The following is a 26,177-nucleotide window of genomic DNA, read 5'->3' as shown; positions in this document are numbered from 1 at the left end:
CAACTGTGTTACCAGCTGAATCCGAAATCACAAACCCGGCTAATTCGTGTGATTAACGGGGCGATATATGATTTAATTTTTGGATATTCGCCGCAACTCTCCTCCATTCAGACAATAGGTCGGGGTTATCCTGAGGAATTTACTAAGCGCTGCTGCTTGTGCCTAGGCGGGGGCGTATGGATTTTGTAAGGTTTTTGCAAAACACAAGTCGTATATAAATTGACGAATGTTATTACCTTAAGAGCGACCGTGGCATACTATGAATGATCCGTATGTCTGGGAAATGGACGACAGCGAATTTAGGTTAATCAGAAAAGATTAGCTTACCTAATTAATAAGGATCAGAATTGAATCTTTACTAATACTAAAAAAAGATTAGCTATCTCAAGGGATATTAATTAGAAAGTATCAATCATGTATAAAGGGTGGGTTTGGGATATGAAACTTCTAGTTACCGGCGGAGCAGGCTTCATCGGCAGTAATTTCGTAATATATATGCTTCAGCAACACCCAGATTACCGCATCGTCAATGTAGATGCGTTGACGTATGCGGGGAATCTGGAGAACTTGAAATCTGTTGAGAATCATCCTAACTATACGTTTGTGAAGGCGGATATTACCGATGTAGCAGCGATGGATAAGCTGATCGGTGATGGCGTGGATGTGGTTGTTAACTTTGCGGCGGAGTCGCATGTGGATCGGAGTATTTTGGAGCCGGAAGTGTTTGTGAAGACGAATGTGCTGGGTACTCAAGTGCTACTGGATGCGGCTAAGAAATATAGTGTGACTAAGTTCGTTCAAGTGTCCACGGATGAGGTCTATGGATCGCTTGGCGCTACAGGTCTGTTCACGGAAGAAACACCGCTGACGCCTAACAGCCCGTATTCTGCAAGTAAAGCAGGCGGAGATTTACTGGTGCGTGCTTACAACGAAACCTTCGGTTTGCCTGTTAACATCACCCGCTGCTCTAATAACTACGGTCCTTATCAGTTCCCGGAGAAACTGATTCCGCTGATGATCTCGCGTGCGTTGGCAGATCAGGCTTTGCCTGTGTATGGAGACGGAATGAATATCCGTGACTGGCTGTATGTTGAAGATCACTGCAGCGCAATTGATCTGGTTATTCATGAAGGCGGGAATGGCGAGGTGTACAACATCGGCGGCAACAATGAGCGGACGAATGTGCATATTGTGAATACTGTGCTTCAAGAGCTCGGCAAGCCAGACTCGCTGATTACGTATGTTCAGGACCGCCTCGGACATGACCGCCGTTATGGCATTGATCCAACGAAGATTACGAATGAGCTGGGCTGGAAGCCTAAGCACACTTTTGAAACCGGCATTAAGGAAACTATTCAGTGGTATCTGAATAACAAGGAATGGTGGACCCGTATTCAGTCTGGTGAATACCAGAAGTATGCTGCACTTCAGTACGGCAGCCGTCTGGGAGATTCCCTGTAATGGCGAAGATGAAGGTACTGGTTACGGGGGCAGCCGGACAATTAGGCCAGGATCTTATGCTGTTGCTTCAAGGTGAGGATTATAAGGTGCTGGGCTGTGACCGACAGGAGATGGATATTACCGATCTGGACCAGTGTCTGGAGATCATCGGCGCTTTTGCGCCTGATGCGGTCGTCCATTGCGCGGCTCATACAGCGGTTGATGCGGCGGAGACAGATATTGATGCAGCGTACCTCATTAATGCTACAGGAAGCCGGAATGTAGCGCTCGCTGCTGAGAAGGCAGGGGCTAAGCTGGTCTATATCAGTACGGACTATGTCTTCGATGGCATGGGGGAACAGCCTTACCATGAATATGATAACACTGATCCTAAGAGTATCTATGGTAAGTCCAAACGGGCAGGAGAAATTCTGGTCCAGTCCTTATCTTCTAAATTCTTTATCGTACGTACCTCTTGGGTCTATGGCAAATACGGCAATAACTTTGTCAAAACCATGTTGAAGCTGGGGCAGGAAAAGCCGTTGCTGCAGGTTGTCGATGACCAGAAAGGCTCGCCTACCTATACTGTAGACTTGGCACGATTCTTGCTTGAGCTTATCCAGACTGAAAAGTATGGAGTATACCATGCCTCGAACACAGATTCTTGCACCTGGTATGAATTCACACAGGCGATCTTTGCTGAGGCCGAGGAACTTCTGGGGCTGAAGTTTACAGCGAAGCTTGAACCTTGTGCGACGGAGCAATTTCCCCGTCCGGCGCCTCGTCCACGCAACTCTGTGATGGAGCATCTGGCGATCCGTACCAACGGGTTCCAGGATATCCGTCCATGGCGTGAAGGGCTTAGAGACTTTTTACTGGAGCTTAAATAGCTGCAGGAATGGGAAGCTCGGCAAGTGACGAGATAACAATTAGACACCTAAGAAGTAACTGAACTGAGTAATATGATCACATCCCCTATTCCGGCAAACGGTTAGGGGTGTTGTGCTGTTTTTTGGTAGGTTTTTTTTAGGCTATGATGCCCATTAAACCTATATTTAACCGAACATCAAATGATTGTAAAACCCATGGACTGGGAGTGTTAAATATGAAAAAAGCATTTGTTATTATAATTGTTTTGACATCTTTATTTTCTTTTTCAACAATTGGAAGTGGCGATGGCCTCATTACAAAATCTATACAAATGAAGAACTTTTTTAGAGCATGGCAGGGAGTGGGGGCTGACCAGGAAAGAATCTATGTGACATCTGATAGGGATTCAAATTTCACTCTGTCAAACACAATTTCTGTATATGATGTTTCGGGGAAATATATAACAGAAAAAAAGAATGCCTATGCAGGTAGAGATGTAAAAGGGCGCTTCATGTCCTTTGGAGATTGTTTTGTATCCGGTACTTATTTGTATGCCACAGTGTATAATTTCAACTCGTCTCCACCGGAAGAAGAGCGTATTAGCCGGATTGTTAAATATAGGTTACCTGATTTAAAGTTGGTAAAGGAGTATGATATCGGACAGGGCACTGCAGAATCGCTAGCAACATATAAAGGATCCTTCTGGGTAGTTTATCATGATAGAAATGAAATTAAACGATACAATAGTAACTTTGAATATCAAGCAAGTTATGCATTGTCTGAACAATTTGGGGGTGAGGGTGGATATCAAGGTATCTTTTTTAAAGATAATGAACTTTATGGTAATCTCCATGGTTCTAATAAATACGGTGAGAAATATACGCAAGGATTGGACCACTATCAATTCGACGGAACTTCTTTTAATTTTATTGAAAGGCTTAAAGCGCCTACATATGGGGCAGGTCAAGGGGTCGAACTAATAGGGGATAAATTATATTGGGTAGACCGACCAGGAAATAGAATCATTGTTACTAATGATTTTTTTAATTAATCTTTGGATAACACTGACTCGAGGTGGAACTTAACCAAATAACCAATGAAATATTCTCATTTGGAAAACCTCCCTGAACAGGCGCTGCCTATCAGCGAGGTTTTTGTGTTATAATAATTGTCGATAGATTACTATATTTGTCAGGAGAGTATAGCAGTGAATGTAGATGTTAGTATATTGATTCTAAATTACAACACATGCCGCCTGACGATGGATTGTCTGAGGTCGGTGTATGATTCGGAGACAAGCTATTCCTATGAAATTATTCTAGTAGATAATAACTCCCAGGATGACTCGGTGGAGATGATAAGCAAGGAGTTCCCGGAGGTGCTGTTAATCGCTAATTCGGAGAATGTTGGCTTTGCCAAGGGGAATAACCAGGGGATGGAGGTCGCCTCCGGGCGTTATGTGCTGCTGCTCAATTCAGATACCGTGATCCGTAAGGATACGCTGGAGACGATGCTTGCGTTCATGGACAGCCGCCTTGATCTTGGCGCGTCCGGGTGTAAGGTGATTCTGCCGGACGGGTCGCTTGATAAGGCCTGCCGGAGAGGGTTCCCGACACCGTCTGCGTCCTTTTATTATGCGTTTGGCTTCAGTAAGCTGTTCCCGGACCGTCCGAAGTTCAACGGCTATCAGCTCGGCTATCTGGACCCGGATGACGAATATCCGGTAGATTGTCTGGTTGGAGCATTCATGCTGCTGCGCCGGGAGACGATTGAGCAGGTGGGCGGGCTGGATGAGACCTTTTTTATGTATGGAGAGGATCTGGATTGGTGTTACAGGATCAAGGAAGCGGGCTGGGGGATTTATTATTATCCGCAGACGTCCATCGTACATCTGAAGGGTGGCAGTGCGCGCCGCAGACCATTCAAGATTGTGTATGAGTTTCACCGGGCCATGATTTTATTTCATAAGAAGCATTATAGCAGCCGTTACAATAGTATGATAAATGGAGCGGTCTATGCGGGCGTCGGCGTCAAGTTCACTCTATCGCTGCTGCGCAACGCATTGATTGCCCCGCGTAAGGTACCTACACCCGCACAGAGTCTGAATGTTCCCGGCGAAGCCGGTATCCGCAATGAATCGAAGGCTGAGGTGAGATTATGATTCGCCGGAATCAGAGATTCCTAACCCAACTCTATATGGTTGCTGACTTCCTTATTATCCAGTTGTCCTTCCTGGCGGCCTGGTGGCTGAAGTTCAAGAGCGGATTGTTGGAGTCCTACCGGACGCTACCCGTAGAATCCTATGCCTACTGGAGCATTATTTACGGGGCCATCGCCATACTGATCGGGATTATGGTGTCGCTCTACTTGCCTAAGCGGAAGAAGCGGTTCATTGATGAATTCGTCAAAATTTTTCAGGTACATGTTATGGGTATTTTTATTCTGCTTGGTCTAATGTTCTTCTTGAGAGAAATTGATATCTCCCGGCAATACCTGGCGATCTACATGGGCTTCAATATTCTATCCATTATGCTGTACCGTTATGTGCTGAAGAAGATGCTGAAGTCGCTGCGTGAAAAAGGCTTCAACCGCCAGTTCGTCCTGATTCTTGGTGCAGGCACATTGGGTAAAAGATTCTATAACAACCTGGAGCAGTATCCGGAGCTGGGCTATGAGGCTATCGGGTTCCTGGATGACTTCCATCAGTGGGATGGCATTGAGGAGCAGCGGTATAAGCCGATTCTGGGTACAGTGGATCAGTTGGAGGCTATGCTGGAGATGCTTCCTGTCGATGAGGTGATTCTGGCGCTGCCGCTGGATGCCCACTCGAAATACCCGGCTATTATTGCAACTTGTGAGAAAGCCGGGATGCGGACGCTGATTATCCCTGACTTCTTCGATTACCTGCCGGCCCGTCCGTATTTCGATAACTTTGCCGGGATGCCGATGATTAATGTGCGCGATATTCCGCTGGATATGGCCGGGAACAAAATGGCAAAGCGTGCGTTTGATATTGTGTTCGCCTTGTTCGCCATTCTTATGCTGTCTCCGGTGATGCTGATTGTTGCGCTCGGAGTGCGCCTGACTTCACCGGGACCGGTGATTTTCAAGCAGGAGCGGGTGGGCCTGAACCGCCGTAATTTCATGATGTACAAGTTCCGTTCCATGAAAATGCAGACGGACGGTGAAGTGGACACAGGCTGGAGCACGAAGGAAGATCCGCGCCGGACCCGCTTTGGTACGTTTATCCGCCGAACGAGTCTGGATGAGCTGCCGCAATTCTTTAATGTACTGTTCGGGCAGATGAGTGTGGTTGGTCCGCGGCCGGAGCGCCCTTATTTTGTAGAGCAGTTCCGCGGCGAGATTCCGAAGTATATGGTGAAGCATCATGTACGGCCGGGGATTACCGGCTGGGCTCAGAGTAACGGTCTGCGCGGGGATACCTCGATTGAGGACCGGATCAAGCATGATATTTTCTATATCGAGAATTGGTCTCTGCTGTTCGATATCCGGATTATTGCCAAGACTATTCGTAATGGGTTTAAGAACGCTTATTAATACACGGTCTTATCTATATTCTATTCTCCGCTAAAAAACGGTTGCTGCCCCTTGAGGATGACACAGCCGTTTTTGCTTTTTTCAGCCGACTCTCTACTACTTGCAAAGGAGACTGCCATCATGAAGAGAACAAAGCTTATTGCTTCTATTACTATGATCGGGGCTGTTACACTTTTGCTTGTATTAATGCTTGGAGGAAAAGAAAAACAGCCAGCTACAGGCTTCGCGGCCCACAGGGTCATTGCCCATGCCATGGGCGGAATCAATGACAAGGCGTATACCAATACCAAGGACGCTTTTATTGCGAACTATGAGCAGGGGACCCGGATCTTTGAGGCGGACCTGCTGCTGACCAGTGATGAACAGCTCGTGGCCCGTCATGAATGGACTACAGGTATGAGTAAGAAGCTGGGTCAACAGGAGGTTCTTCCTCCTGACAAGCAGGGAGAGGTGCTGACTCACGATGAAGTGATGAACAGCCCGGTGCTGGAGCTCTACTCTCCGCTGGATATTGAGAAAATCGTCAATCTGATGGAGATCTACCCGGACACGTATATTGTAACGGACACGAAGGAGCTGGAGCCGCAGCAGGTAACGAAGCAATTTCAGCTCATTGTAGAAGCCGCCCGGAAGAAGGACCCAGCGCTGCTGGAGCGGATTGTTCCGCAGATTTACAGCCGGGAGATGCTGGAGGTTGTGAAGCAGGTGTACGCTTTTCCGGAAATCATCTATACCCTATACCAGACAGAGGACAGCGACGAGGTGGTCATTGAATTCGTCAAGCAGACCGGCGTGGACATCACGATGCCGACAACCAGGGCTACCAAGAGCTTCGTGCGTAACTTGAAAAAAGCGGGCGCCAGAGTCTATGTGCATACCGTGAACGATGAGCAGGAGATTGTGGAGCTGTCCCGGCTGGGCGTCAACGGATTCTATACTGATTTTGTCCCGGAAAATGATTTGAACCGGATCAAGGGTCTCCGCTGATCGAGGAGAAGGCTAAGGCAAATATGCGAAAAAATGTTCGCATTTTGTTCTCTTTTAAATTGACACTCCCCTTCGTACTGACTTAGACTAGAGATACGGATTGTGCGTGCGCAGGAGTGTGTATATTACTTAGATGAACAATGAGGATGGACAAAGATGAACGAGATGCGGCAAATGATCAGGCCATGGCGGCATGCATTCAAGCTGGACCCGGACCGTGTGCTTGGTGACAAGGAGCTGGCCGCTGTGTGCCAGTCGGGAACCGATGCGATTATCGTAGGCGGCTCTACTGGCGTGACTTATGAGAATACAGTGAGTCTGCTTGCGAGAATCCGGCAGTATGACCTGCCTTGCGCGCTGGAGATCTCGGAGCTGGAGGCCGCTGTGCCCGGTTTTGACGTGTATATGATTCCCATGGTGCTCAACACTGACGATACTTCATGGATTCTCGGCCATCACCGCTGGGCGATTGAACGCTTCGGCAGTCTGATCCCATGGGAATTGCTGCTGACAGAGGGCTATATTGTGCTGAACAGCGATTCCTCGGTAGCGCGCCTGACCGGTGCGGACTGCTCGCTGGATGCGGCTGGTGCGGGAGCCTATGCGCAGATTGCAGACAAGCTGATGAACCTCCCGGTGGTCTACCTTGAATATAGCGGACGTTATGGAGATCTGGAGATTGTGCGCGAGGTCAGGGAAGTGGTTGAGCACAGCCAGCTTTTCTACGGAGGCGGAATTACAGGTCCAGAGGAAGCCATGCATGTAGCCGCGCTATGTGATACAGTAGTGGTCGGCAATATTATTTATAGCAATGTGGAACAAGCGCTGTTGACGGTCCAGGCTGTACGGGATACACCGCAGATGGACTGGTAGAATTGATAGATCTTTAGCGTATACAAGAAGCACTGAAGAAATTAACGAAAAGCAAAAAGAAGCGGAGGGGAAATTTGGAACTGTAGGAGCGATAGCGACCGCCTTTGTCAACGGATTTCAACCGCGAAGAGCGGATAAATCAAGGAAATCAGGTGACAACAGCGGCCGGAAGTCCAAATGTTCACCGCAGTGACGACCAAGCTTAGAGTTCAAACCTTAAGTGCCTCTTGATATAGCTTAAATTCAGAAAGGAGCATGTAACACATGCAACTTGTTAACATACAAGACGCCGTAAGCCGTCTGAATCCCCCGCAGCGTCAGGCTGTAGAAGCAACTGAAGGCCCCCTGCTCATTATGGCTGGCGCAGGCAGTGGCAAGACCCGCGTGCTGACCCACCGGATTGCCTGGCTGATCGCGAACCGCAAGGCACCGCCTTGGGCGATTCTGGCGATTACGTTTACGAATAAGGCCGCCCGGGAGATGCAGGATCGTGTCTCCAAGCTGGTAGGGCCGGAGGGCCGGGATATCTGGGTATCCACTTTTCACTCCATGTGTGTGCGGATTCTGCGGAAGGATATCGATCAGATCGGCTTTACCTCGAATTTCTCCATTCTGGATTCGACAGACCAACTGTCCGTTATCCGCAATTGTATGAAGGATCTGGACATTGATACCAAGAAGTTCGAGCCGAAGGCCATCCAGGCCGTTATTAGCACGAACAAGAATGAGCTGATCACACCGGCGCAGTATGAGCAGAAGGTTGGCGATTATTTTGAAGGCTTGGTTGCCAAGGTATACACCAAATACCAGCATCGGCTGAGAAGTAATAACTCTCTGGATTTCGATGACCTGATTATGAAGACGATCGAGCTGTTCAAGGAGAAGCCGGATGTACTGGATTTCTATCAGAAGAAGTTCAAGTATATTCATGTCGATGAGTATCAGGATACGAACCGGGCGCAGTACATGCTCTGCCGGATGCTGGCTGAAGGCCACCACCGGATCTGCGTGGTCGGGGACAGTGACCAGTCGATCTACCGCTGGCGCGGGGCGGATATCTCGAACATCCTGAACTTCGAAGAGGATTACCCCGAAGCCCAGACGATTCTGCTGGAGCAGAATTACCGTTCCACCTCGAACATTCTGAATGCCGCCAACGGCGTGATTGCCCTCAATACGGGCCGCAAGCCGAAGAAGCTGTGGACCGACTCCGATGAAGGCGCGAAGATCAAGGTGTTCCGCGGTGACACCGAGCACGACGAAGGATATTTCGTCACCGGGGAGATCACCAAGAATGTGAAGCAGGGACAGGCTTACCAGAACCATGCGATTCTGTACCGTACAAACGCCCAGTCCCGTGTAATAGAAGAAATTCTGATCAAATCGGATATTCCCTACCAGATTGTCGGAGGGATCAAGTTCTATGACCGTAAAGAAATCAAGGATCTGCTGGCGTATCTCCGCCTGCTGTCTAATCCTGATGATGATATCAGTCTGACGCGAATTATTAATGTTCCTAAGCGCGGGCTGGGGGATACAACCGTTGGCAAGCTGGCGGCAGCGGCTGCTTCTCAGGGCGTCTCGATTTTCCGGGCGTTGCAGACAGTGGATGATCTAGGGTTCGCCGGACGGACCCGCAATACGCTGGTGGAATTCTACGATATGATCGAAGCCTTGCACCGGATGGTGGAATTCCTCTCGGTGACAGAGCTGACGGAGAAGATTTTGGAGTTGTCCCAGTACCGCCTTGAATTGCAGAATGAGAATACGCTGGAGTCCCGTTCACGCCTGGAGAACATTGACGAGTTCCTGTCTGTTACGATGGAATTCGAGAAGAATAATGAAGACAAGTCACTGGTCTCCTTCTTGACCGATCTGGCACTGATCGCGGACATCGACAGCGTGAACGATGATGAGGAACGCAGTGATGCGGTGGTGCTGATGACGATGCACAGCGCGAAGGGGCTGGAGTTCCCGACTGTCTTCATCATCGGGATGGAGGAAGGGGTGTTCCCGCACAGCCGTGCCTTCCAGGACAATGATGAACTGGAAGAAGAACGCCGGCTGGCGTATGTGGGCATTACCCGTGCGGAGAAGCAGCTGTTCCTCAGCTGCGCACGGATGCGCACGTTGTTCGGGCGGACGAACGCGAATGCGCCGTCCCGCTTCCTGGAGGAGATTCCGGAGGAGCTGAAGGAAGATACCGTCCGTGAATCGGACCGCTTCCGGCGCGGAGGCGCGGAGGCAGGCGGTGCCTATGGCGGCCGGGGCTTCGGCGGAAGCGGAGGCGGCCGGGGGAACTTCGGCAGCCGCACCGCTGCTGCCGGGAACGCGCCGGGAGGCGGCGGGTCCGCCAGCTTCGGCAGCGGCAGCTCGGCAAGCGCGGTACCTGGCGCGGGCCGTGTTGTGGTCACGACCGGAGGCGCGCAGCGCACGACGGGCGGGGCCGGGGCGGCTGCGGAGGCCGGAGGCTTCAAGGCGGGCGACAAGGTGTCCCACGGCAAATGGGGCATCGGCACCATTGTAGCCGTGAAGGGCAGCGGCAACGATACGGAGCTGCAGATTGCTTTCCCGGCCCCGGTAGGCGTCAAGCGCCTGCTGGCCGGCTTTGCGCCGATCACCAAAGTTGAATAAATCAAGCTTGCGATTAACGGCAGTGCTTTTGGATCACGCTAACCGTAGGAAACCCATTTGACGGAGGGATGTGCCGGATGGATATTATGTTCACGATGGAAGAACTTGTTGCCGAGCTGAATCAATACAATTATCACTACTATACGCTGGATACCCCGCAGATCAGCGACAAGGAATACGATGTTCTCTACGATAAGCTGGTAGCACTGGAAGCGGAGAGCGGAATTGTGTTGCCGCATTCTCCGACCCAGCGGGTAGGCGGGGAGCTGCTGAAGGGGTTCACACCGCACCGCCACCTGGCACCGCTGTGGAGTCTGGATAAGGCACAGAACATTGAACAGCTTCGTACCTGGAACACCCGTGTGCTGAAGCTGGTGAATGATTATAACACCAAGAACCCGGACAATCCGCTGCCGGAGCCGTGTTATGCCGTGGAGCTGAAGTTCGATGGTTTGACGCTGAACCTGACCTATCGTGACGGGGCGCTTGTACAAGCAGCTACCCGCGGCAACGGGGTGACAGGTGAGGGAATTCTGGCTCAGGTGAAGACGATCAAGTCCGTTCCGCTGAATATTCCGTTCAAGGAAGGCGTTATTGAAGTGCAGGGCGAGGGAATTATGAATTTGTCTGTATTGGCGGATTATAATACCCGCGCAGCAGAGCCGCTGAAGAATGCACGCAATGGTGCTGCGGGTGCGCTGCGCAACCTGAATCCCAAGATGACGGCCGACCGCAGGCTGAATGCTTTCTTTTATAATGTGGGGTATGCAGAGGGCGTACAGTTCGGCGATCACCAAGAGATGATGGATTTCCTGCGCAGCAACCGGTTCAAGGTTAACCCTTACCTCAACTACTTCAGCAATTTCGATGATGTGACCGAGCAGCTGGCAGAGATTGAAGAGAGCCGTTCCGGTCTGGATTATTTGATTGACGGAGCAGTGATTAAGGTCACGGACTTCCGCATCCGCGAGGCGCTGGGGTACACCGACAAGTTCCCGCGCTGGGCCGTTGCCTATAAATTCGAGGCGGAAGAGACCACAACCATTCTGGAATCTGTAAGCTGGAATGTCGGACGTACCGGCAAAGTGACTCCGCTCGCGCGGGTGGAGGCTGTAGAACTAGCCGGGGTTACGGTGCAGAACTGCACCCTTAACAACGTGGGCGATATTGAGCGCAAGAATTTGAAGTTCGCACTGGGCACACGGGTGTTCATCCGCCGCTCCAATGATGTTATCCCAGAGATTCTGGGCAAGGTGACAGAAGAGAGTGACGGCGGGGAGATCCTATTCCCTGAGGAGTGCCCGGCCTGTGGATTCCCGCTGGAGATGCGCGGCGCTCATCTGTTCTGCAACAACAAGCTTGACTGCAAGCCGCAGATTGTCAGCCGGATTACTCATTTTGCATCGAGAGATGCCATGGATATCGAGACGTTCAGTGAGAAGACGGCGGCTCAGCTGCATGAGGAGCTTAGTGTACGGGAGCCTGCGGATCTGTATGAGCTAACCTTCGACCAGCTGGTGAAGCTGGAACGGTTCGGAGAGAAGAAGGCAGCGAATCTGCTGAAGGCACTCGAAGACAGCAAGGGCAGAGATCTGGCATCCTTCCTCTATGCGCTCGGCATTCCTAATACCGGCAAAGCTACAACAAGAATGCTGGCCGACCATTACCGCAGCCTGGAAGCCGTCATGTCTGCTACAGCGGAGGAGCTGGCCGGGCTGCCGGATATCGGGGGGATTGTGGCGGAGAGCATCGTGAACTATTTTGCCGATCCGTTCGTAGTGGTCAGCATTGACCGTATGCGGGCGCTGGGGGTAGAGGCCAAGGCTCCAGAAGCTCCGCGTGTAATTGCTACCAACTCTTACTTCAGCGGTTTAACCGTTGTACTCACAGGTACGCTGCACAAAATGACCCGCGAAGAAGCTGCCGAACGCCTGGAAGCTCTGGGAGCCAAGGTATCCGGCAGCGTCTCGAAGAAGACCGACCTGGTCATCGCCGGGGAGAAGGCGGGCAGCAAGCTGGCCAAGGCGCAGCAACTAGGGGTCAAGGTCATCGAAGATGAAGATGAGCTGATTCGCTTGCTGGAGTTGTAAAGTGAGAACGATCAACGGATAGAGTGTATAGAGAGTCCTGTAACTCCTTTGCCTGACGGCGGTGGGGTACAGGGCTTTTTTATGTACGTGTGAACACTTGATAATTTAATACAACTCCATACTTATTTTGACAGTTAGTTAATCTTTCGAGGGTAAGCTTGGGATTAGAACCGTCACAATGAGGAAGGGGTATATGATGAACAAGTTAATGAGGGGCATGATTGTTGGAGGATTGGCGGCAGCCGTAGTATCAGGAGCAACCCTTGCAGGTGCAGCCAAGAGCCCGGCTAATTCCGGGGGCGCTGCCAAGGCCCAGTCTAAGAATCTTATCGTTCTGATCGGCGACGGCATGGGCCCGGCCCAAGTGTCTGCGGCAAGATATTTTCAGCAATATACCAAGGGTGTTAAGCACCTGAACCTCGATCCATACTACGTGGGACAAGCTACTACATATGCAGACCGGGGAGAGGACAGCGGTAAAATCGTATCCGGGATCGTCACAGATTCCGCCTCAGCCGGTACTGCATTTGCTACAGGCCATAAAACCTACAACGCGGGCATCAGTGTCTCTAATGAGGATGTCTCCAAGCCGTTTGCTTCCATAATCGAAGCTGCGGAGAGCGCGGGCAAGGCCACCGGACTTGTGACCACTGCCCGTATCACCCATGCCACACCAGCTGTATATGCATCCCATGTCCGTAACCGTGACAATGAGTCAGCGATCGCCTCACAGTATCTGGAGAGCGGTGTAGATGTGCTTATGGGCGGCGGGAAGCAGTTCTTCCTGACCAAGGATGAGAAGGGCAAACGTACGGATAAGAACCTGCTGCCGGACTTCAAGGCTAAAGGGTACACAGTTGTTGAGAATACCACCGCCTTAAATGCACTTACTTCCAAGAATACCAAGGTGTTAGGCTTGTTCGGTAACTCCCATGTGGCTTACACTCCAGACCGCACTCCGGAAATTCCGAGCCTGGCGGGGATGACCTCCAAGGCCCTGAATATTCTGTCCACCGATAAAGACGGCTTCGTTATGATGATTGAAGGCGGGCGTATTGACCATGCCGGTCATGCCAACGATCTGCCGACCCTCGTGCAGGAAGCGCTCGACTTCGATGCAGCCTTCAAGACTGCCGTTGATTTTGCGAAGAAAAACGGCAACACCTCCGTGGTCGTTACGGCTGACCATGAGACAGGCGGCCTCTCACTCTCGCGTGACAATATCTATGAGATCAACATCGATCTGTGGAACAAGCAGAAGCATTCCTCCGAGAGTCTGGCAGCCGATCTTGAAGCCGCACAGACACCGGAAGAGATCCGCAAGATCGTAACGGCAAACACCTGGATTACAGATCTGACGGACGAGGAAGTTACCCAGATTATGAATGGCGACGGTTCTTCGTACAAACGCGAAGGCGCATATAATGCAGTGATTTCCAAGCGCCTGCTGGTCGGCTGGTCGGGTCACGGCCACTCTGCGGTGGATGTTGGGGTGTGGGCGTATGGCCCGATTGCTGACAAGGTGAAGGGACAGATCGACAACACGCAGATTGCCACTGTGGGAGCAGGAATCCTGGGACTTGATCTGAACAAGCGTTCCGCAGAGCTGCAGTCGAAGTATCTCTATCCGAAATTCAAAATTAGCCGGGACAATGAGGTGCTCTACCCGGCACAGGCACTGGTGAAGGCGCTTGGAGGAACCTATACAGGGAATACTTCCTCCGCCAAGCTCACTATTGGAAAGAATACGATTGAAGTCGATCTGACCGGTAAAACAGCGAAGCTGAACAGCAAAGCGGCCGCATATACAGTGGATGTGGATAACAACGTACTCTACCTTCCGCTTAGTGCATTCAACCAGTTGAAGGGCAAGACCTTAACCTGGGATGCCTTGTCCGAACGTATTGTCCTCAGATAGGAGTGGCTCTTATTGCTCCAGATTCAGAATGTAACCAAACAATTCAAAGTGGACGGCAGAGCTGTGCCGATTCTTGATATCCCGCTTTGGAAGGTTGAAAAGGGAGAGCGCGTAGCCATTACCGGACCCAGCGGGTCCGGTAAAAGCACGCTTTTGCACCTGATCAGCGGCATCATGCGTGCAGATGGCGGCAGAATTACAGTAGATGGACAGCGGCTTCAAGAGTTAACTGAGGCGAAGCGCGATGCCTTCCGTGCTTCTGCTATAGGCTATGTGCTGCAGGACTTCCATCTGATTCCCTCGCTGACCGCACGGCAAAATGTCGAGATTGCCATGACGGCCCGGCTTCCGCAAAAGGAGCGGCGGCGCATAGTGGACGGCTGGCTGGAGCAGGTGGGCCTGGGGGGCCGCGGAAGGCATCTGCCTTCCCAGCTCTCACGCGGGCAGCAGCAGCGCGTTGCCATTGTAAGAGCCATGGTCAATCACCCGCCGCTTCTGCTGGCAGATGAACCGACAGGCAGCTTGGACTGGGAGACGGCCGATGAGATATCCTCTCTGCTCTTGGAGCTTAGCGCAGCGCATGGACACACCTTAATCGTGGTAACCCATGACCTCAATATGGCTGAACGGTTTCCGCACCGCTTGAACATTCAGGATATCAACCAAGTGCACCGGGAGGTATCAGCCCGTCAGCGGTCTTCGTTCAGCGGGATGGACAAGGAGGGGATTTCACTATGAGCCTGTTCCGGCTCACCCTCCGCAATGTGCTGCACCGGCGGTTCCTGTCTCTGCTTACCGTGTGCGCCGTGGCCATTACAGTGGCCTTTATTGTCTTGCTTGTTTTGTCCCGGCAGAGTGTAGAGCAGGGGGCCAAGAAAGGCTATGGGCCCTTTGATCTTGTCATAGGCGCAGCGGGCAGTGAGACACAGCTGGTACTCAATACCTTTTATCATATCGGCGCACCAACCGGGAATATCCCGCTTGCTGTGCTGGATGAGGCACGGCAGGACCCGTCTGTGGAAGCCGCTTATGCAATGACCACGGGCGACAACTACAAGGGCTATCCAATTGTCGGGATAGATTCCGGGTACTTCTTCACCCGTTACGGCGGCAGCAGACTACAGGAAGGCAAGATGTATGCCGATACTGGAGAGACGATTGTAGGCTCTTACGTCGCCCGGTCGCTGGGATTGAAGATAGGCGATACCTTTGCGGGGGCGCATGGACTGGTGCAGGGAGAAGACCACGAATCCTCAGCTCCTGAGCATGAGGAGGGTCATGAGGAGGAGCATGCAGCCGGAGAATCAGGCGGGCATGCCCATGGAGATTTTCGGTACAGGGTAGCGGGTATTCTTCCAGAACTCCATACTCCGGATGACCGTGCGGTCTTTACAACGGTGGACTATGCCTGGGCTGTACATGGGCTGGCGCCTGAGGAGCGGGAGATTACGGCAGTGCTGGTTAAGCCGGCTAGTCTGCTGGGGGCCCATGATTTGAAGCAGGCGTTCGATGGCAGCAGCGGTATTCAGGCGGTGTATACCAGCAAGGCTGTGTCCGATGTGTTGAATGCAGTGGATCAGGGCTCCCGGCTGCTTGGGATGTTGACGGCCATATGTGTGCTGCTCGCAGGTATTGCGATTCTATTATCGCTTGTTGCAGCAGCCTCGGAGCGGACCAAGGATGTCGGAATTCTGCGTCTTCTCGGAAAATCACGGGCCTACGTATGGCTGTCCTTGACCACAGAAGGCCTGCTGGTAACGGCAACCGGACTTATCGCGGGGCTTGTGACCGGTCATTTAGGTGCCTATCTGCTGAGGGATATGCTGTTCTCGCAGGCGGGCATTCAAATCGAGCCCTATCACTGGACACCGGAGCATTGGCTTATTGTGCTTGGGGCGCTGGCTATAGGTCTGCTGTCCTCGCTTGGACCGGCCTTCCGGATGTACCGGATGCATCCGCTCGCCTTGTTCAAATCATAGGAGGTACGTTCAATTGATACGACTACAAGGAAGAATGCTTCTGCTGTCAGGAGCTGTGACAGGTATGCTGCTGCTTCAGGCATGCGGCCAGAATACTGCTACTAATGGGAACGGGGAGTCCTTTGCGGCGGTGGCGGAAGCTCCGCAGAGCACTGCGGAAGTCACGGTGGAAGCACAGATATCCGCATCCCCTTCCCCGCAGGCCCCTTCTCCGGAGGCCACTGTTCCAGTTGCCAAGGGCGGAGCTGCTGCGTCTGCTGTTCCATCCAAAGGTGCGGATGCCGGATCCAAGGTGACGGTTACGTTCAAGCCGTCTCCATCGCCTGCTGCTGCACCTGTTGAGACGGCTTCCCGGAAGACCCCTGGGAAGACCGTAACTACTACTCCGAGTCCGGCAGCCTCATCTTCTGTACAAAGCCCCCGCCCAGCGGGAGTGTCTAAGGATACCAGGGGGAGTAGAGATGAAGCAGAACCCGTCAAGGCTGGATCTGCTCCGGCATTGAGCGTATCGCCTTCACCGTCTGCGGCAGCAACGGCTACCGTGGTTGCTGCCTCCACAGGGAATACAGCCATAGACTGGAACGGTTTTTTTGACGGAGACGATCAGACCCGGCCCTCAGAGCACTTCTGGGATCTTAGCGGACAGCAGGTTACCATTAAGGGATTCATGGGTGAGGTCCTTTCTTTTGAGAAAAACTGGTTCCTGCTTATTCCCGAACCGGGTGCAGAGTGTCCGTTCGATAATGGGGATGAGACCTACTGGAACAAGATTATGATCGTGTTTGTTCCTGAAGGCAGTAAGCTCCGCTACACCTCTGGTCCGCTGGAAATATCGGGGCGTCTGGATGTCGGAATCAAGATTGACGAGTCCGGCTACAAAACCATGTTCCGCCTGTACGACGCTTCCTTCAAAAGCCTGTGATCCATGAAGCAAGAACCAAAAAACCTCCAAATCCCGGATTGGGAAAGGAGGTTTTTTAAAATATAAGAATGTATAGGTTTCACGCTATCCATTATCCTTCTATTTCTCGCTGAAACGGTACCGTCCTTTAAAAGGACGGCAAAGCCGTTTCCACTTGTCTGAATAGAGGACAGAAGCTACATTACACCCGCTTCGCACCCGGCAGCCAGGCATCTTTATCGTATCCCCGCTGTTCCCAGTACCCGACATAATCTTCATTGATTAACTCAATGCGGTTCAGCCATTTGACTGATTTATAGGCATACATTTGCGGAGTAACGAGGCGAACCGGCCCGCCGAGCTGATTGGGGATAGGTTTGCCATCGTGCATCACAGCCACCATGATATCGTCCATCCTCGCCTGATCTAGAGTGAGTGAGTCCGTATAGACACCGTCTCCCGAGTAGAACTTGACCATGACGGCCCCAGGCTGCACACCGGCCATATCGAGCAGCTTTGAGAGGGGGAGGCCCTCCCATGTATTTTTGTACACAGACCAGCCTGTTACGCAGTGAAAATCACTGACCTGCACCTCGCGCTGCAGCTTGACGAACTCTTCCCAGTTCCAGCTCAGCTTTTTATCCACCAGGCCATCAATGGTAAAAGACCAGTTGGAGTTGTCGAACGCGGGAATGGCCGTGACCGTATATACGCGAAAGCTGCCCTCGGCTCCCCCGCCGATAGGAGGTGCCGATTCCGCCAGCGGAATAGGATCGGGAACCAATGCATTGGCATTGCTTGCCGCATAGTCGGCTGTGCCGGGAAACTGCAGGGATTTACCGATCCAGCGGACAAAAGTTGGGCCGAGCGTGACAGCAAGCCCTGCGCCTACCGCAACCTTAATGAACCCGCGGCGTGAATACATAGGCTGGGCTTCAGAAGGAGCCGCGCGCCGTGTCCGGCTTGCGGGAGAAGAGGCCTCTTCAACAGGGACAGCTTCTGCCACAATCGTGCGCTTCTTGGGCTCCTTCAGCCACTTCACCCGTGTAATGGAGTGATAGATGATGACTGGCAGGCCGACCCAGGTCAGCAGATCATGAATGAATAACGCAGTATTCGCTGCTCTCGGCCCGGCAAGCCTGAACAGCCAGAGCACAACCCCTGAGATCAGCCAGCCGATCAAAAGCGTCAGCACGAAGAGGACGTTGGCTTTTTGCGCAGGTTTACCTTTGAGCCGCTTCCAGTGCTTCGCCGCCAGGAGCAGATAGTAGACCACAGGGATCAACAGCGCCAGACCGAACACGATATGGCCCCATTTCAGCCACACTCTGCCCTCACCCAGCAGCTCTCTCCAGAAGCCGCCTACCAGCATCAGACCGCTAAGGGCAAGAATTAAGACCAGCCAGGCATTCCACAAGTGAATCGAGACGAGCTTCTTGCCGTATCCTTTGCGAAGGGTTGTAAGTAAGTTTTTCAAGCGTTTAGCCTCCTCTGGTGCCTCCACCTTAGAGTGATTAATTCAAGTTTTAACTAATTGTACCGCAAAAAGTGTCCCTTGAATAATTCTCTGCCGTTATCCAGATTCAGCGGATTATTCCGCTGCCCATTCCTCCAGCTTCTTGTCGCCGGGCAGCAGCAGGGCCAGCAGACCGAGCAGCGGCAGGAAGCCGCAGGCCACGAACACCGTGGCTATTCCGATCGTGTCGATCAGATGCCCAATTACGACAGAGCCAATTCCGCCAAGCCCGAAGGCAAGGCCGGTAATAAGACCCGAGACCGTACCGATATTGCCTGGATACAGCATCTGCGCGTAGATCACAGTGACGGAGAAGCTGGATAATAGAATGAACCCGGAGATGATCAGCAGCACGGCCGCCCAGAACTGGTTCACAAAAGGCAGGGCCAGCGCAAAAGGCACCGTCCCGATCATCGACACCAGAATAAGATTGCGGCGGCCGAAGCGGTCTGCCAGCGGGCCCCCGAAGAAGGTGCCGACAGCGCCGGCAGCGAGATAGATGAAGATATAGATCTGAGCCTTATCCAGCGTCATCCCGTATTTGTCCATTAAATAGAAGGCATAATACCCGCCGATGGAGGCGCCGTACCAGGATCGCACGAATACGATGAAGACCAGAATAACCGTTGTAATCAGAATACGTTTGCTGCGGGCAGGGTCGATAGAGCGTGACGCTGACTTTTTGCGGAAGGTGTATCCGGCATCCAGCATCTCTCGGTACCAGCGGGCCACATAGGCCTGGATGGCGACTCCGGCAGCGGCGATAACGGTGAAGCCGAGAGCACCCATCTGACCGAAGGGAATGAATACCCACTTCATTAATAGAGGACCCAAGGCCTGGCCGGCGTTGCCGCCCACCTGAAATATGGATTGCGACAGCCCCTTGCGCTGACCGGCAGCCATATGAGCCACACGCATCCCTTCCGGATGGAACGCAGCTGATCCGAAGCCCACAAGCATTACGGATACAATCACTAATACATAATTACCTGCAAAAGCGAGCAGGAACACCCCGGCAAAGGTACAGCACATCCCTAGCGGGAGCAGGATCGGACGCGGCTTCCGGTCAGCGGCGAAGCCGATAATAGGCTGAATCACCGAAGAGGTGAGATTCAGCGCGAACGCTATCCAGCCGATCTGGGCATAGGAGAGTACCAGATTATCCTTTAGTACAGGGAACATCGCCGGAATCAGTGCCTGAATGGAATCATTGAATAAATGAACAAAGCTGACAGCAAGCAAAATACGGTAGATGGTAGCCTGCTGCAGATTTCGTGATTCCCCCAGAGGGCCGGGTGGAGCTTGAGGCAGGGTCTTGTTGGACATTTGAACTCCTTTCAGGAACATTTAATAAATAAGTTATCTATGGACACGAAGATAAATTCTATTGTAGCGACAAATGAAGTATTATGGGAATCAATTTGTGCAGGGCTGCGGTGAACTATTCATTATTAACTCAAAAAAAGCAGTGCTTAATCCTATTATAAAAAAAGACTTGCAAACGCTTGGAGCGCGTGATATATTATTTCTTGTGCTTATGAGACATCGACGCTGAATTGAGCGGCGGAAGAAAAATAAGTTGACAACAAACGTAATAAAATGATATGATCTAATTCCTGTGCAAGAGACATAACGTTGAAATGCCGGGAGCAAGTTCTTTGAAAACTGAACAAATGGAACGCTTTAATTTTTACAAGATTCATTCAATGAATCGTCAGTTTCAAAATGAGCAATCGCTCTTTTCGATAGTTTTCGGATGGTTATTTCCTCAAAGTGATTTGGGTGAAGCAGCCGCTCGGAAAAACCTAATTGGAGAGTTTGATCCTGGCTCAGGACGAACGCTGGCGGCATGCCTAATACATGCAAGTCGAGCGGAGTTTGAGAGGAAGCTTGCTTCCTTTCAAACTTAGCGGCGGACGGGTGAGTAACACGTAGGCAACCTGCCCTCAAGCCTGGGATAACTACCGGAAACGGTAGCTAATACCGGATAATTTCTTTCTTCTCCTGAGGAGAGAATGAAAGGCGGAGCAATCTGCTGCTTGGGGATGGGCCTGCGGCGCATTAGCTAGTTGGTGGGGTAACGGCCCACCAAGGCGACGATGCGTAGCCGACCTGAGAGGGTGAACGGCCACACTGGGACTGAGACACGGCCCAGACTCCTACGGGAGGCAGCAGTAGGGAATCTTCCGCAATGGGCGCAAGCCTGACGGAGCAACGCCGCGTGAGTGATGAAGGTTTTCGGATCGTAAAGCTCTGTTGCCAGGGAAGAACGTCCGGTAGAGTAACTGCTGCCGGAGTGACGGTACCTGAGAAGAAAGCCCCGGCTAACTACGTGCCAGCAGCCGCGGTAATACGTAGGGGGCAAGCGTTGTCCGGAATTATTGGGCGTAAAGCGCGCGCAGGCGGTTATTTAAGTCTGGTGTTTAAACCTTGGGCTCAACCTGAGGTCGCACTGGAAACTGGGTGACTTGAGTACAGAAGAGGAAAGTGGAATTCCACGTGTAGCGGTGAAATGCGTAGATATGTGGAGGAACACCAGTGGCGAAGGCGACTTTCTGGGCTGTAACTGACGCTGAGGCGCGAAAGCGTGGGGAGCAAACAGGATTAGATACCCTGGTAGTCCACGCCGTAAACGATGAGTGCTAGGTGTTAGGGGTTTCGATACCCTTGGTGCCGAAGTTAACACAGTAAGCACTCCGCCTGGGGAGTACGGTCGCAAGACTGAAACTCAAAGGAATTGACGGGGACCCGCACAAGCAGTGGAGTATGTGGTTTAATTCGAAGCAACGCGAAGAACCTTACCAGGTCTTGACATCCAACTAACGAAGCAGAGATGCATCAGGTGCCCTTCGGGGAAAGTTGAGACAGGTGGTGCATGGTTGTCGTCAGCTCGTGTCGTGAGATGTTGGGTTAAGTCCCGCAACGAGCGCAACCCTTGACTTTAGTTGCCAGCAGGTTGAGCTGGGCACTCTAGAGTGACTGCCGGTGACAAACCGGAGGAAGGTGGGGATGACGTCAAATCATCATGCCCCTTATGACCTGGGCTACACACGTACTACAATGGCCGGTACAACGGGAAGCGAAGCCGCGAGGTGGAGCCAATCCCAGCAAAGCCGGTCTCAGTTCGGATTGCAGGCTGCAACTCGCCTGCATGAAGTCGGAATTGCTAGTAATCGCGGATCAGCATGCCGCGGTGAATACGTTCCCGGGTCTTGTACACACCGCCCGTCACACCACGAGAGTTTACAACACCCGAAGTCGGTGGGGTAACCCGCAAGGGAGCCAGCCGCCGAAGGTGGGGTAGATGATTGGGGTGAAGTCGTAACAAGGTAGCCGTATCGGAAGGTGCGGCTGGATCACCTCCTTTCTATGGAGAATCGTCTTCTGCAATGAAGACATTCAAATAAAAGTCTTCAGGAAGCTTGCTTCCTGAAGTAGGCTTTACTTCGTAAAGCCTTGAGCGTTTCCATTTGTTCGGTTTTGATGGAATTTGCGGGGCCATAGCTCAGCTGGGAGAGCGCCTGCCTTGCAAGCAGGAGGTCAGCGGTTCGATCCCGCTTGGCTCCACCAACAAACTTCATCTATTTGTTATGTCTGAAATACTAGATACATTGTCTGTTATTCCGAACATCACAGCCGTGATTGTCCCGTAATAACAGCAACTTGATCCTTGAAAACTGGATACCGAAACGAATTTGCGTTTTAGAACATTCCTTTAAGCTGAACTTGTGTAAACAAGTTTCAATAATTAGTAATGCTAAGCGATGGTTTTGGATGGTGAGCGACTTTTAGCTTTGAATAATCTAGCATACGGAGTAATCCGGGTGCGCTATTCAAAACAAGATGAGCGAATGAGCCAATACCGGAGCGATTGGTTAAGCTACTAAGAGCACACGGAGGATGCCTAGGCGCCAGGAGCCGACGAAGGACGTGGCGAACAACGAAACTGCCTCGGGGAGCTGTAAGCAAGCTTTGATCCGGGGGTGTCCGAATGGGGAAACCCAGCTGTGGTAATTCGCAGTTACTCGTATCTGAATACATAGGATACGCAGAGGCAGACCAGGGGAACTGAAACATCTAAGTACCCTGAGGAAGAGAAAACAATAGTGATTCCGTCAGTAGCGGCGAGCGAACGCGGAACAGCCTAAACCAAGAGGCTTGCCTCTTGGGGTTGTGGGACGTCTCACATGGAGTTACAAAGGAATATGGTAGGCGAAGAGGTCTGGAAAGGCCCGCGATAGAGGTAAAAGCCCTGTAGCCGAAATGGTATTCTCTCCGAGACGGATCCCGAGTAGTGCGGGGCACGTGAAACCCCGTATGAATCCAGCAGGACCATCTGCTAAGGCTAAATACTACCTGGCGACCGATAGTGAAACAGTACCGTGAGGGAAAGGTGAAAAGCACCCCGGAAGGGGAGTGAAATAGAACCTGAAACCGTGTGCTTACAAAAAGTCAGAGCCCTTTTTATGGGTGATGGCGTGCCTTTTGTAGAATGAACCGGCGAGTTACGTTTAACATGCAAGGTTAAGGTGAGAAGCCGGAGCCGCAGCGAAAGCGAGTCTGAATAGGGCGATTAAGTATGTGGACGTAGACCCGAAACCGTGTGATCTACCCCTGTCCAGGGTGAAGGTGCGGTAACACGCACTGGAGGCCCGAACCCACGCATGTTGAAAAATGCGGGGATGAGGTGGGGGTAGCGGAGAAATTCCAATCGAACTCGGAGATAGCTGGTTCTCCCCGAAATAGCTTTAGGGCTAGCCTCGGTGAATGGAGTGGTGGAGGTAGAGCACTGATTGGGTGCGGGGCCCGCAAGGGTTACCAAGCTCAGTCAAACTCCGAATGCCATTTACTTCTTGCCGGGAGTCAGACAGTGAGTGCTAAGATCCATTGTCAAAAGGGAAACAGCCCAGACCATCAGCTAAGGTCCCCAAGTGTGTGTTAAGTGGGAAAGGATGTGGAGTTGCACAGACAACCAGGATGTTGGCTTAGAAGCAGCCACCATTGAAAGAGTGCGTAATAGCTCACTGGTCGAGTGACTCTGCGCCGAAAATGTAACGGGGCTAAACACACCACCGAAGCTATGGCTAGATACTTTGTATCTGGGGTAGGGGAGCGTTGTATATACGTTGAAGGTGTACCGTAAGGAGCGCTGGAGAGTATACAAGTGAGAATGCCGGTATGAGTAACGAAAAGATCAGTGAGAATCTGATCCGCCGAAAGCCCAAGGTTTCCTGAGGAAGGCTCGTCCGCTCAGGGTAAGTCGGGACCTAAGGCGAGGCCGAAAGGCGTAGTCGAAGGACAACAGTTTGAAATTACTGTACCACCGTAATCCGCTATGAGCGATGGGGTGACGCAGGAGGGTAGTGACGCGGACTGATGGATGTCCGTCTAAGCAGTGAGGCTGGTGTGTAGGCAAATCCGCACACCGTAAGGCTGGGCTGTGATGGGGAGCGAAAATTACAGTAGCGAAGGTCATGATCTCACACTGCCAAGAAAAGCCTCTAGTCAGGAGAAGGTGCCCGTACCGCAAACCGACACAGGTAGGCGAGAAGAGAATTCTAAGGCGCGCGGAAGAACTCTCGTTAAGGAACTCGGCAAAATGACCCCGTAACTTCGGGAGAAGGGGTGCCTCGGTAGGGTGAATAGCCCGAGGGGGCCGCAGTGAAAAGGCCCAAGCGACTGTTTAGCAAAAACACAGGTCTGTGCGAAGCCGTAAGGCGAAGTATACGGGCTGACGCCTGCCCGGTGCTGGAAGGTTAAGGGGAGCGGTTAGGACTTAGTCCGAAGCTGTGAACCGAAGCCCCAGTAAACGGCGGCCGTAACTATAACGGTCCTAAGGTAGCGAAATTCCTTGTCAGGTAAATTCTGACCCGCACGAATGGCGTAACGACTTGGGCGCTGTCTCAACGAGAGATCCGGTGAAATTTTAATACCTGTGAAGATGCAGGTTACCCGCGACAAGACGGAAAGACCCCATGGAGCTTTACTGCAGCTTGATATTGAATTTGGGTACGATCTGTACAGGATAGGTGGGAGCCGTGGAGGCAGGAGCGCAAGCTTCTGCGGAGGCGCCGTTGGGATACCACCCTGATCGTATCTAGGTTCTAACCTAGTGCCCTTATCGGGTACGGGGACCGTGTCAGGCGGGCAGTTTGACTGGGGCGGTCGCCTCCTAAAGAGTAACGGAGGCGTTCAAAGGTTCCCTCAGAATGGTTGGAAATCATTCGCAGAGTGCAAAGGCATAAGGGAGCTTGACTGCGAGACCTACAAGTCGAGCAGGGACGAAAGTCGGACTTAGTGATCCGGTGGTACCGCATGGAAGGGCCATCGCTCAACGGATAAAAGCTACCCTGGGGATAACAGGCTTATCTCCCCCAAGAGTCCACATCGACGGGGAGGTTTGGCACCTCGATGTCGGCTCATCGCATCCTGGGGCTGAAGTAGGTCCCAAGGGTTGGGCTGTTCGCCCATTAAAGCGGTACGCGAGCTGGGTTCAGAACGTCGTGAGACAGTTCGGTCCCTATCTGTCGTGGGCGCAGGAAATTTGAGAGGAGCTGTCCTTAGTACGAGAGGACCGGGATGGACGTACCGCTGGTGCATCAGTTGTTCCGCCAGGAGCATGGCTGAGTAGCTACGTACGGACGGGATAAGCGCTGAAAGCATCTAAGCGTGAAGCCCCCCTCAAGATGAGATTTCCCAGTATGTAAGACCCCTTGAAGACGACGAGGTAGATAGGTTGGAGGTGGAAGTGCAGCAATGCATGGAGCTGACCAATACTAATCGGTCGAGGGCTTATCCAAAAGCTACCCCAAAAAGTGAAGAAGAGGCTGACGAAGCCGATTCCGAATACTTTCCGGGGGCCCCGTAAGAAGGGCAAACACAAATTCGTTTCGGATTCAGTTTTCAGGAATCAAATTCCTGAAGCATTTACGCTGTAAATGCCCGTTTGGTGGCGATAGCGGAGGGGTTCCACACGTACCCATCCCGAACACGACCGTTAAGCCCTCCAGCGCCGATGGTACTTGGACCGAAGGGTCCTGGGAGAGTAGGACGTTGCCAAGCACACATGAGCCATTGTTGAGCAATCGACAGTGGTTTTTTTGCGTGCAGGCAGGGCTGTGGAAAAGCTGTGGATAGATTTCAGTAAGTACAGAAAAGTTGCGCACATGTGGATACCTTTGCAGGAACAAATTGATCCCCGGATTATGGGGACATAACGCATAATATTGTGGATGAGTCAAGCAAAAACATGAGTAATACACCGATTTTGTGGATAAAAAGTGAATATTGTGGATAGATAAAACATATTCGTGGATAACTCATTTCAGTCGGAAAGAATCTCTTTCCGGTTTTTTGCGTTGCTGTGCAAAAGCTGTGGATAACTATTCTTTTTGCAGCTGATGGCAAGCCT

General features: G+C 51.9%; 15 protein-coding genes, 1 tRNA gene and 3 rRNA genes. 17 read left to right on the top strand and 2 right to left on the bottom strand.

The window, feature by feature from the left end; genetic code table 11:
- Window positions 1-438 precede the first annotated feature (438 nt).
- The 13 genes from rfbB (at window position 439) to NSS83_RS16330 (ending at window position 17,271) form a co-directional block, all read left to right on the top strand.
- On the top strand, window positions 439-1,461 hold the full coding sequence (rfbB, locus tag NSS83_RS16390; RefSeq protein ID WP_341348642.1) for a dTDP-glucose 4,6-dehydratase: 1,023 nt from the start codon (window positions 439-441) through the stop codon (window positions 1,459-1,461).
- A gap of 8 nt (window positions 1,462-1,469) precedes the next feature.
- The gene (rfbD, locus tag NSS83_RS16385; protein ID WP_341348737.1) at window positions 1,470-2,330 is read left to right on the top strand and encodes a dTDP-4-dehydrorhamnose reductase; all 861 of its coding nucleotides are present in this window, start codon (window positions 1,470-1,472) and stop codon (window positions 2,328-2,330) included.
- Window positions 2,331-2,545: 215 nt separating this feature from the next.
- The gene (locus NSS83_RS16380) at window positions 2,546-3,361 is read left to right on the top strand and encodes a hypothetical protein (protein ID WP_341348641.1); all 816 of its coding nucleotides are present in this window, start codon (window positions 2,546-2,548) and stop codon (window positions 3,359-3,361) included.
- Window positions 3,362-3,517: 156 nt separating this feature from the next.
- Window positions 3,518-4,471 carry a glycosyltransferase family 2 protein gene (locus NSS83_RS16375; protein WP_341348640.1) on the top strand — a complete coding sequence of 318 codons (954 nt, stop codon included), beginning with the start codon at window positions 3,518-3,520 and terminating at the stop codon, window positions 4,469-4,471.
- Window positions 4,468-5,868 (top strand): undecaprenyl-phosphate glucose phosphotransferase, encoded by a 1,401-nt coding sequence (locus tag NSS83_RS16370; RefSeq protein WP_341348639.1) that lies wholly within the window; start codon window positions 4,468-4,470, stop codon window positions 5,866-5,868. The genes NSS83_RS16375 and NSS83_RS16370 overlap by 4 nt, the downstream gene beginning before the upstream one ends.
- 120 nt (window positions 5,869-5,988) lie before the next feature.
- Window positions 5,989-6,855, top strand: coding sequence for a phosphatidylinositol-specific phospholipase C/glycerophosphodiester phosphodiesterase family protein (locus NSS83_RS16365; RefSeq protein WP_341348638.1), 867 nt, complete (start codon window positions 5,989-5,991; stop codon window positions 6,853-6,855).
- A gap of 165 nt (window positions 6,856-7,020) precedes the next feature.
- Entirely contained in the window at window positions 7,021-7,728 is a 708-nt protein-coding gene (locus tag NSS83_RS16360; protein WP_341348736.1) for a heptaprenylglyceryl phosphate synthase, read from the top strand.
- 264 nt (window positions 7,729-7,992) lie between these two features.
- Window positions 7,993-10,362 carry a DNA helicase PcrA gene (gene pcrA, locus NSS83_RS16355; RefSeq protein WP_341348637.1) on the top strand — a complete coding sequence of 790 codons (2,370 nt, stop codon included), beginning with the start codon at window positions 7,993-7,995 and terminating at the stop codon, window positions 10,360-10,362.
- Window positions 10,363-10,439: 77 nt separating this feature from the next.
- Complete coding sequence (gene ligA, locus NSS83_RS16350) at window positions 10,440-12,452, top strand: NAD-dependent DNA ligase LigA (RefSeq protein ID WP_341183709.1); 2,013 nt, start codon at window positions 10,440-10,442, stop codon at window positions 12,450-12,452.
- 178 nt (window positions 12,453-12,630) lie between these two features.
- A complete protein-coding gene (locus tag NSS83_RS16345; protein ID WP_341348636.1) occupies window positions 12,631-14,370 on the top strand; it encodes an alkaline phosphatase in 1,740 nt (579 codons plus the stop codon).
- Window positions 14,371-14,382: 12 nt separating this feature from the next.
- Window positions 14,383-15,108 carry an ABC transporter ATP-binding protein gene (locus NSS83_RS16340; protein WP_341348635.1) on the top strand — a complete coding sequence of 242 codons (726 nt, stop codon included), beginning with the start codon at window positions 14,383-14,385 and terminating at the stop codon, window positions 15,106-15,108.
- On the top strand, window positions 15,105-16,349 hold the full coding sequence (locus NSS83_RS16335) for an FtsX-like permease family protein (protein WP_341348634.1): 1,245 nt from the start codon (window positions 15,105-15,107) through the stop codon (window positions 16,347-16,349). The genes NSS83_RS16340 and NSS83_RS16335 overlap by 4 nt, the downstream gene beginning before the upstream one ends.
- Window positions 16,350-16,362: 13 nt before the next feature.
- Entirely contained in the window at window positions 16,363-17,271 is a 909-nt protein-coding gene (locus tag NSS83_RS16330; RefSeq protein ID WP_341348633.1) for a hypothetical protein, read from the top strand.
- Window positions 17,272-17,452: 181 nt separating this feature from the next.
- On the opposite strand, the gene NSS83_RS16325 is transcribed toward NSS83_RS16330, so the two are convergent.
- Together NSS83_RS16325 and NSS83_RS16320 are read right to left on the bottom strand one after the other, a co-directional pair.
- Window positions 17,453-18,727 carry a molybdopterin-dependent oxidoreductase gene (locus NSS83_RS16325; RefSeq protein ID WP_341348632.1) on the bottom strand — a complete coding sequence of 425 codons (1,275 nt, stop codon included), beginning with the start codon at window positions 18,725-18,727 and terminating at the stop codon, window positions 17,453-17,455.
- 114 nt (window positions 18,728-18,841) lie between these two features.
- The gene (locus NSS83_RS16320) at window positions 18,842-20,092 is read right to left on the bottom strand and encodes an MFS transporter (protein ID WP_036721068.1); all 1,251 of its coding nucleotides are present in this window, start codon (window positions 20,090-20,092) and stop codon (window positions 18,842-18,844) included.
- 480 nt (window positions 20,093-20,572) lie between these two features.
- Here NSS83_RS16320 and NSS83_RS16315 point away from each other — a divergent pair.
- The 4 genes from NSS83_RS16315 to rrf all read left to right on the top strand — a co-directional run bounded on the left by NSS83_RS16315 (window position 20,573) and on the right by rrf (window position 25,828).
- Window positions 20,573-22,133 (top strand): 16S ribosomal RNA (locus NSS83_RS16315).
- Window positions 22,134-22,260: 127 nt separating this feature from the next.
- Window positions 22,261-22,336, top strand: a tRNA-Ala gene (locus tag NSS83_RS16310).
- A gap of 303 nt (window positions 22,337-22,639) precedes the next feature.
- Window positions 22,640-25,566, top strand: a 23S ribosomal RNA gene (locus NSS83_RS16305).
- A gap of 145 nt (window positions 25,567-25,711) precedes the next feature.
- Window positions 25,712-25,828: ribosomal RNA gene (gene rrf / locus NSS83_RS16300) — 5S ribosomal RNA — on the top strand.
- The 16S, 23S and 5S rRNA genes sit together here with 1 tRNA gene alongside, the layout of an rRNA operon.
- Window positions 25,829-26,177 lie beyond the last annotated feature (349 nt).

It is taken from the genome of Paenibacillus sp. FSL H3-0469, assembly GCF_038051945.1.
Classification (GTDB): Bacteria; Bacillota; Bacilli; order Paenibacillales; family Paenibacillaceae; genus Paenibacillus_AQ.
Note: the sequence above shows the minus strand (reverse complement) of the source record. Positions and strands in the feature narration are given on the sequence as shown.

What these genes read in the sequence shown, in the direction of transcription:
- rfbB (WP_341348642.1), top strand. Translation starts at nt 439, where the DNA reads ATGAAACTTCTAGTTACCGGCGGAGCAGGCTTCATCGGCAGTAATTTC.
- rfbD (WP_341348737.1), top strand. Translation starts at nt 1,470, where the DNA reads ATGAAGGTACTGGTTACGGGGGCAGCCGGACAATTAGGCCAGGATCTT.
- NSS83_RS16380 (WP_341348641.1), top strand. Translation starts at nt 2,546, where the DNA reads ATGAAAAAAGCATTTGTTATTATAATTGTTTTGACATCTTTATTTTCT.
- NSS83_RS16370 (WP_341348639.1), top strand. Translation starts at nt 4,468, where the DNA reads ATGATTCGCCGGAATCAGAGATTCCTAACCCAACTCTATATGGTTGCT.
- NSS83_RS16365 (WP_341348638.1), top strand. Translation starts at nt 5,989, where the DNA reads ATGAAGAGAACAAAGCTTATTGCTTCTATTACTATGATCGGGGCTGTT.
- NSS83_RS16360 (WP_341348736.1), top strand. Translation starts at nt 7,021, where the DNA reads ATGCGGCAAATGATCAGGCCATGGCGGCATGCATTCAAGCTGGACCCG.
- pcrA (WP_341348637.1), top strand. Translation starts at nt 7,993, where the DNA reads ATGCAACTTGTTAACATACAAGACGCCGTAAGCCGTCTGAATCCCCCG.
- ligA (WP_341183709.1), top strand. Translation starts at nt 10,440, where the DNA reads ATGGATATTATGTTCACGATGGAAGAACTTGTTGCCGAGCTGAATCAA.
- NSS83_RS16345 (WP_341348636.1), top strand. Translation starts at nt 12,631, where the DNA reads ATGAGGAAGGGGTATATGATGAACAAGTTAATGAGGGGCATGATTGTT.
- NSS83_RS16335 (WP_341348634.1), top strand. Translation starts at nt 15,105, where the DNA reads ATGAGCCTGTTCCGGCTCACCCTCCGCAATGTGCTGCACCGGCGGTTC.
- NSS83_RS16320 (WP_036721068.1), bottom strand. Translation starts at nt 20,092, where the DNA reads ATGTCCAACAAGACCCTGCCTCAAGCTCCACCCGGCCCTCTGGGGGAA.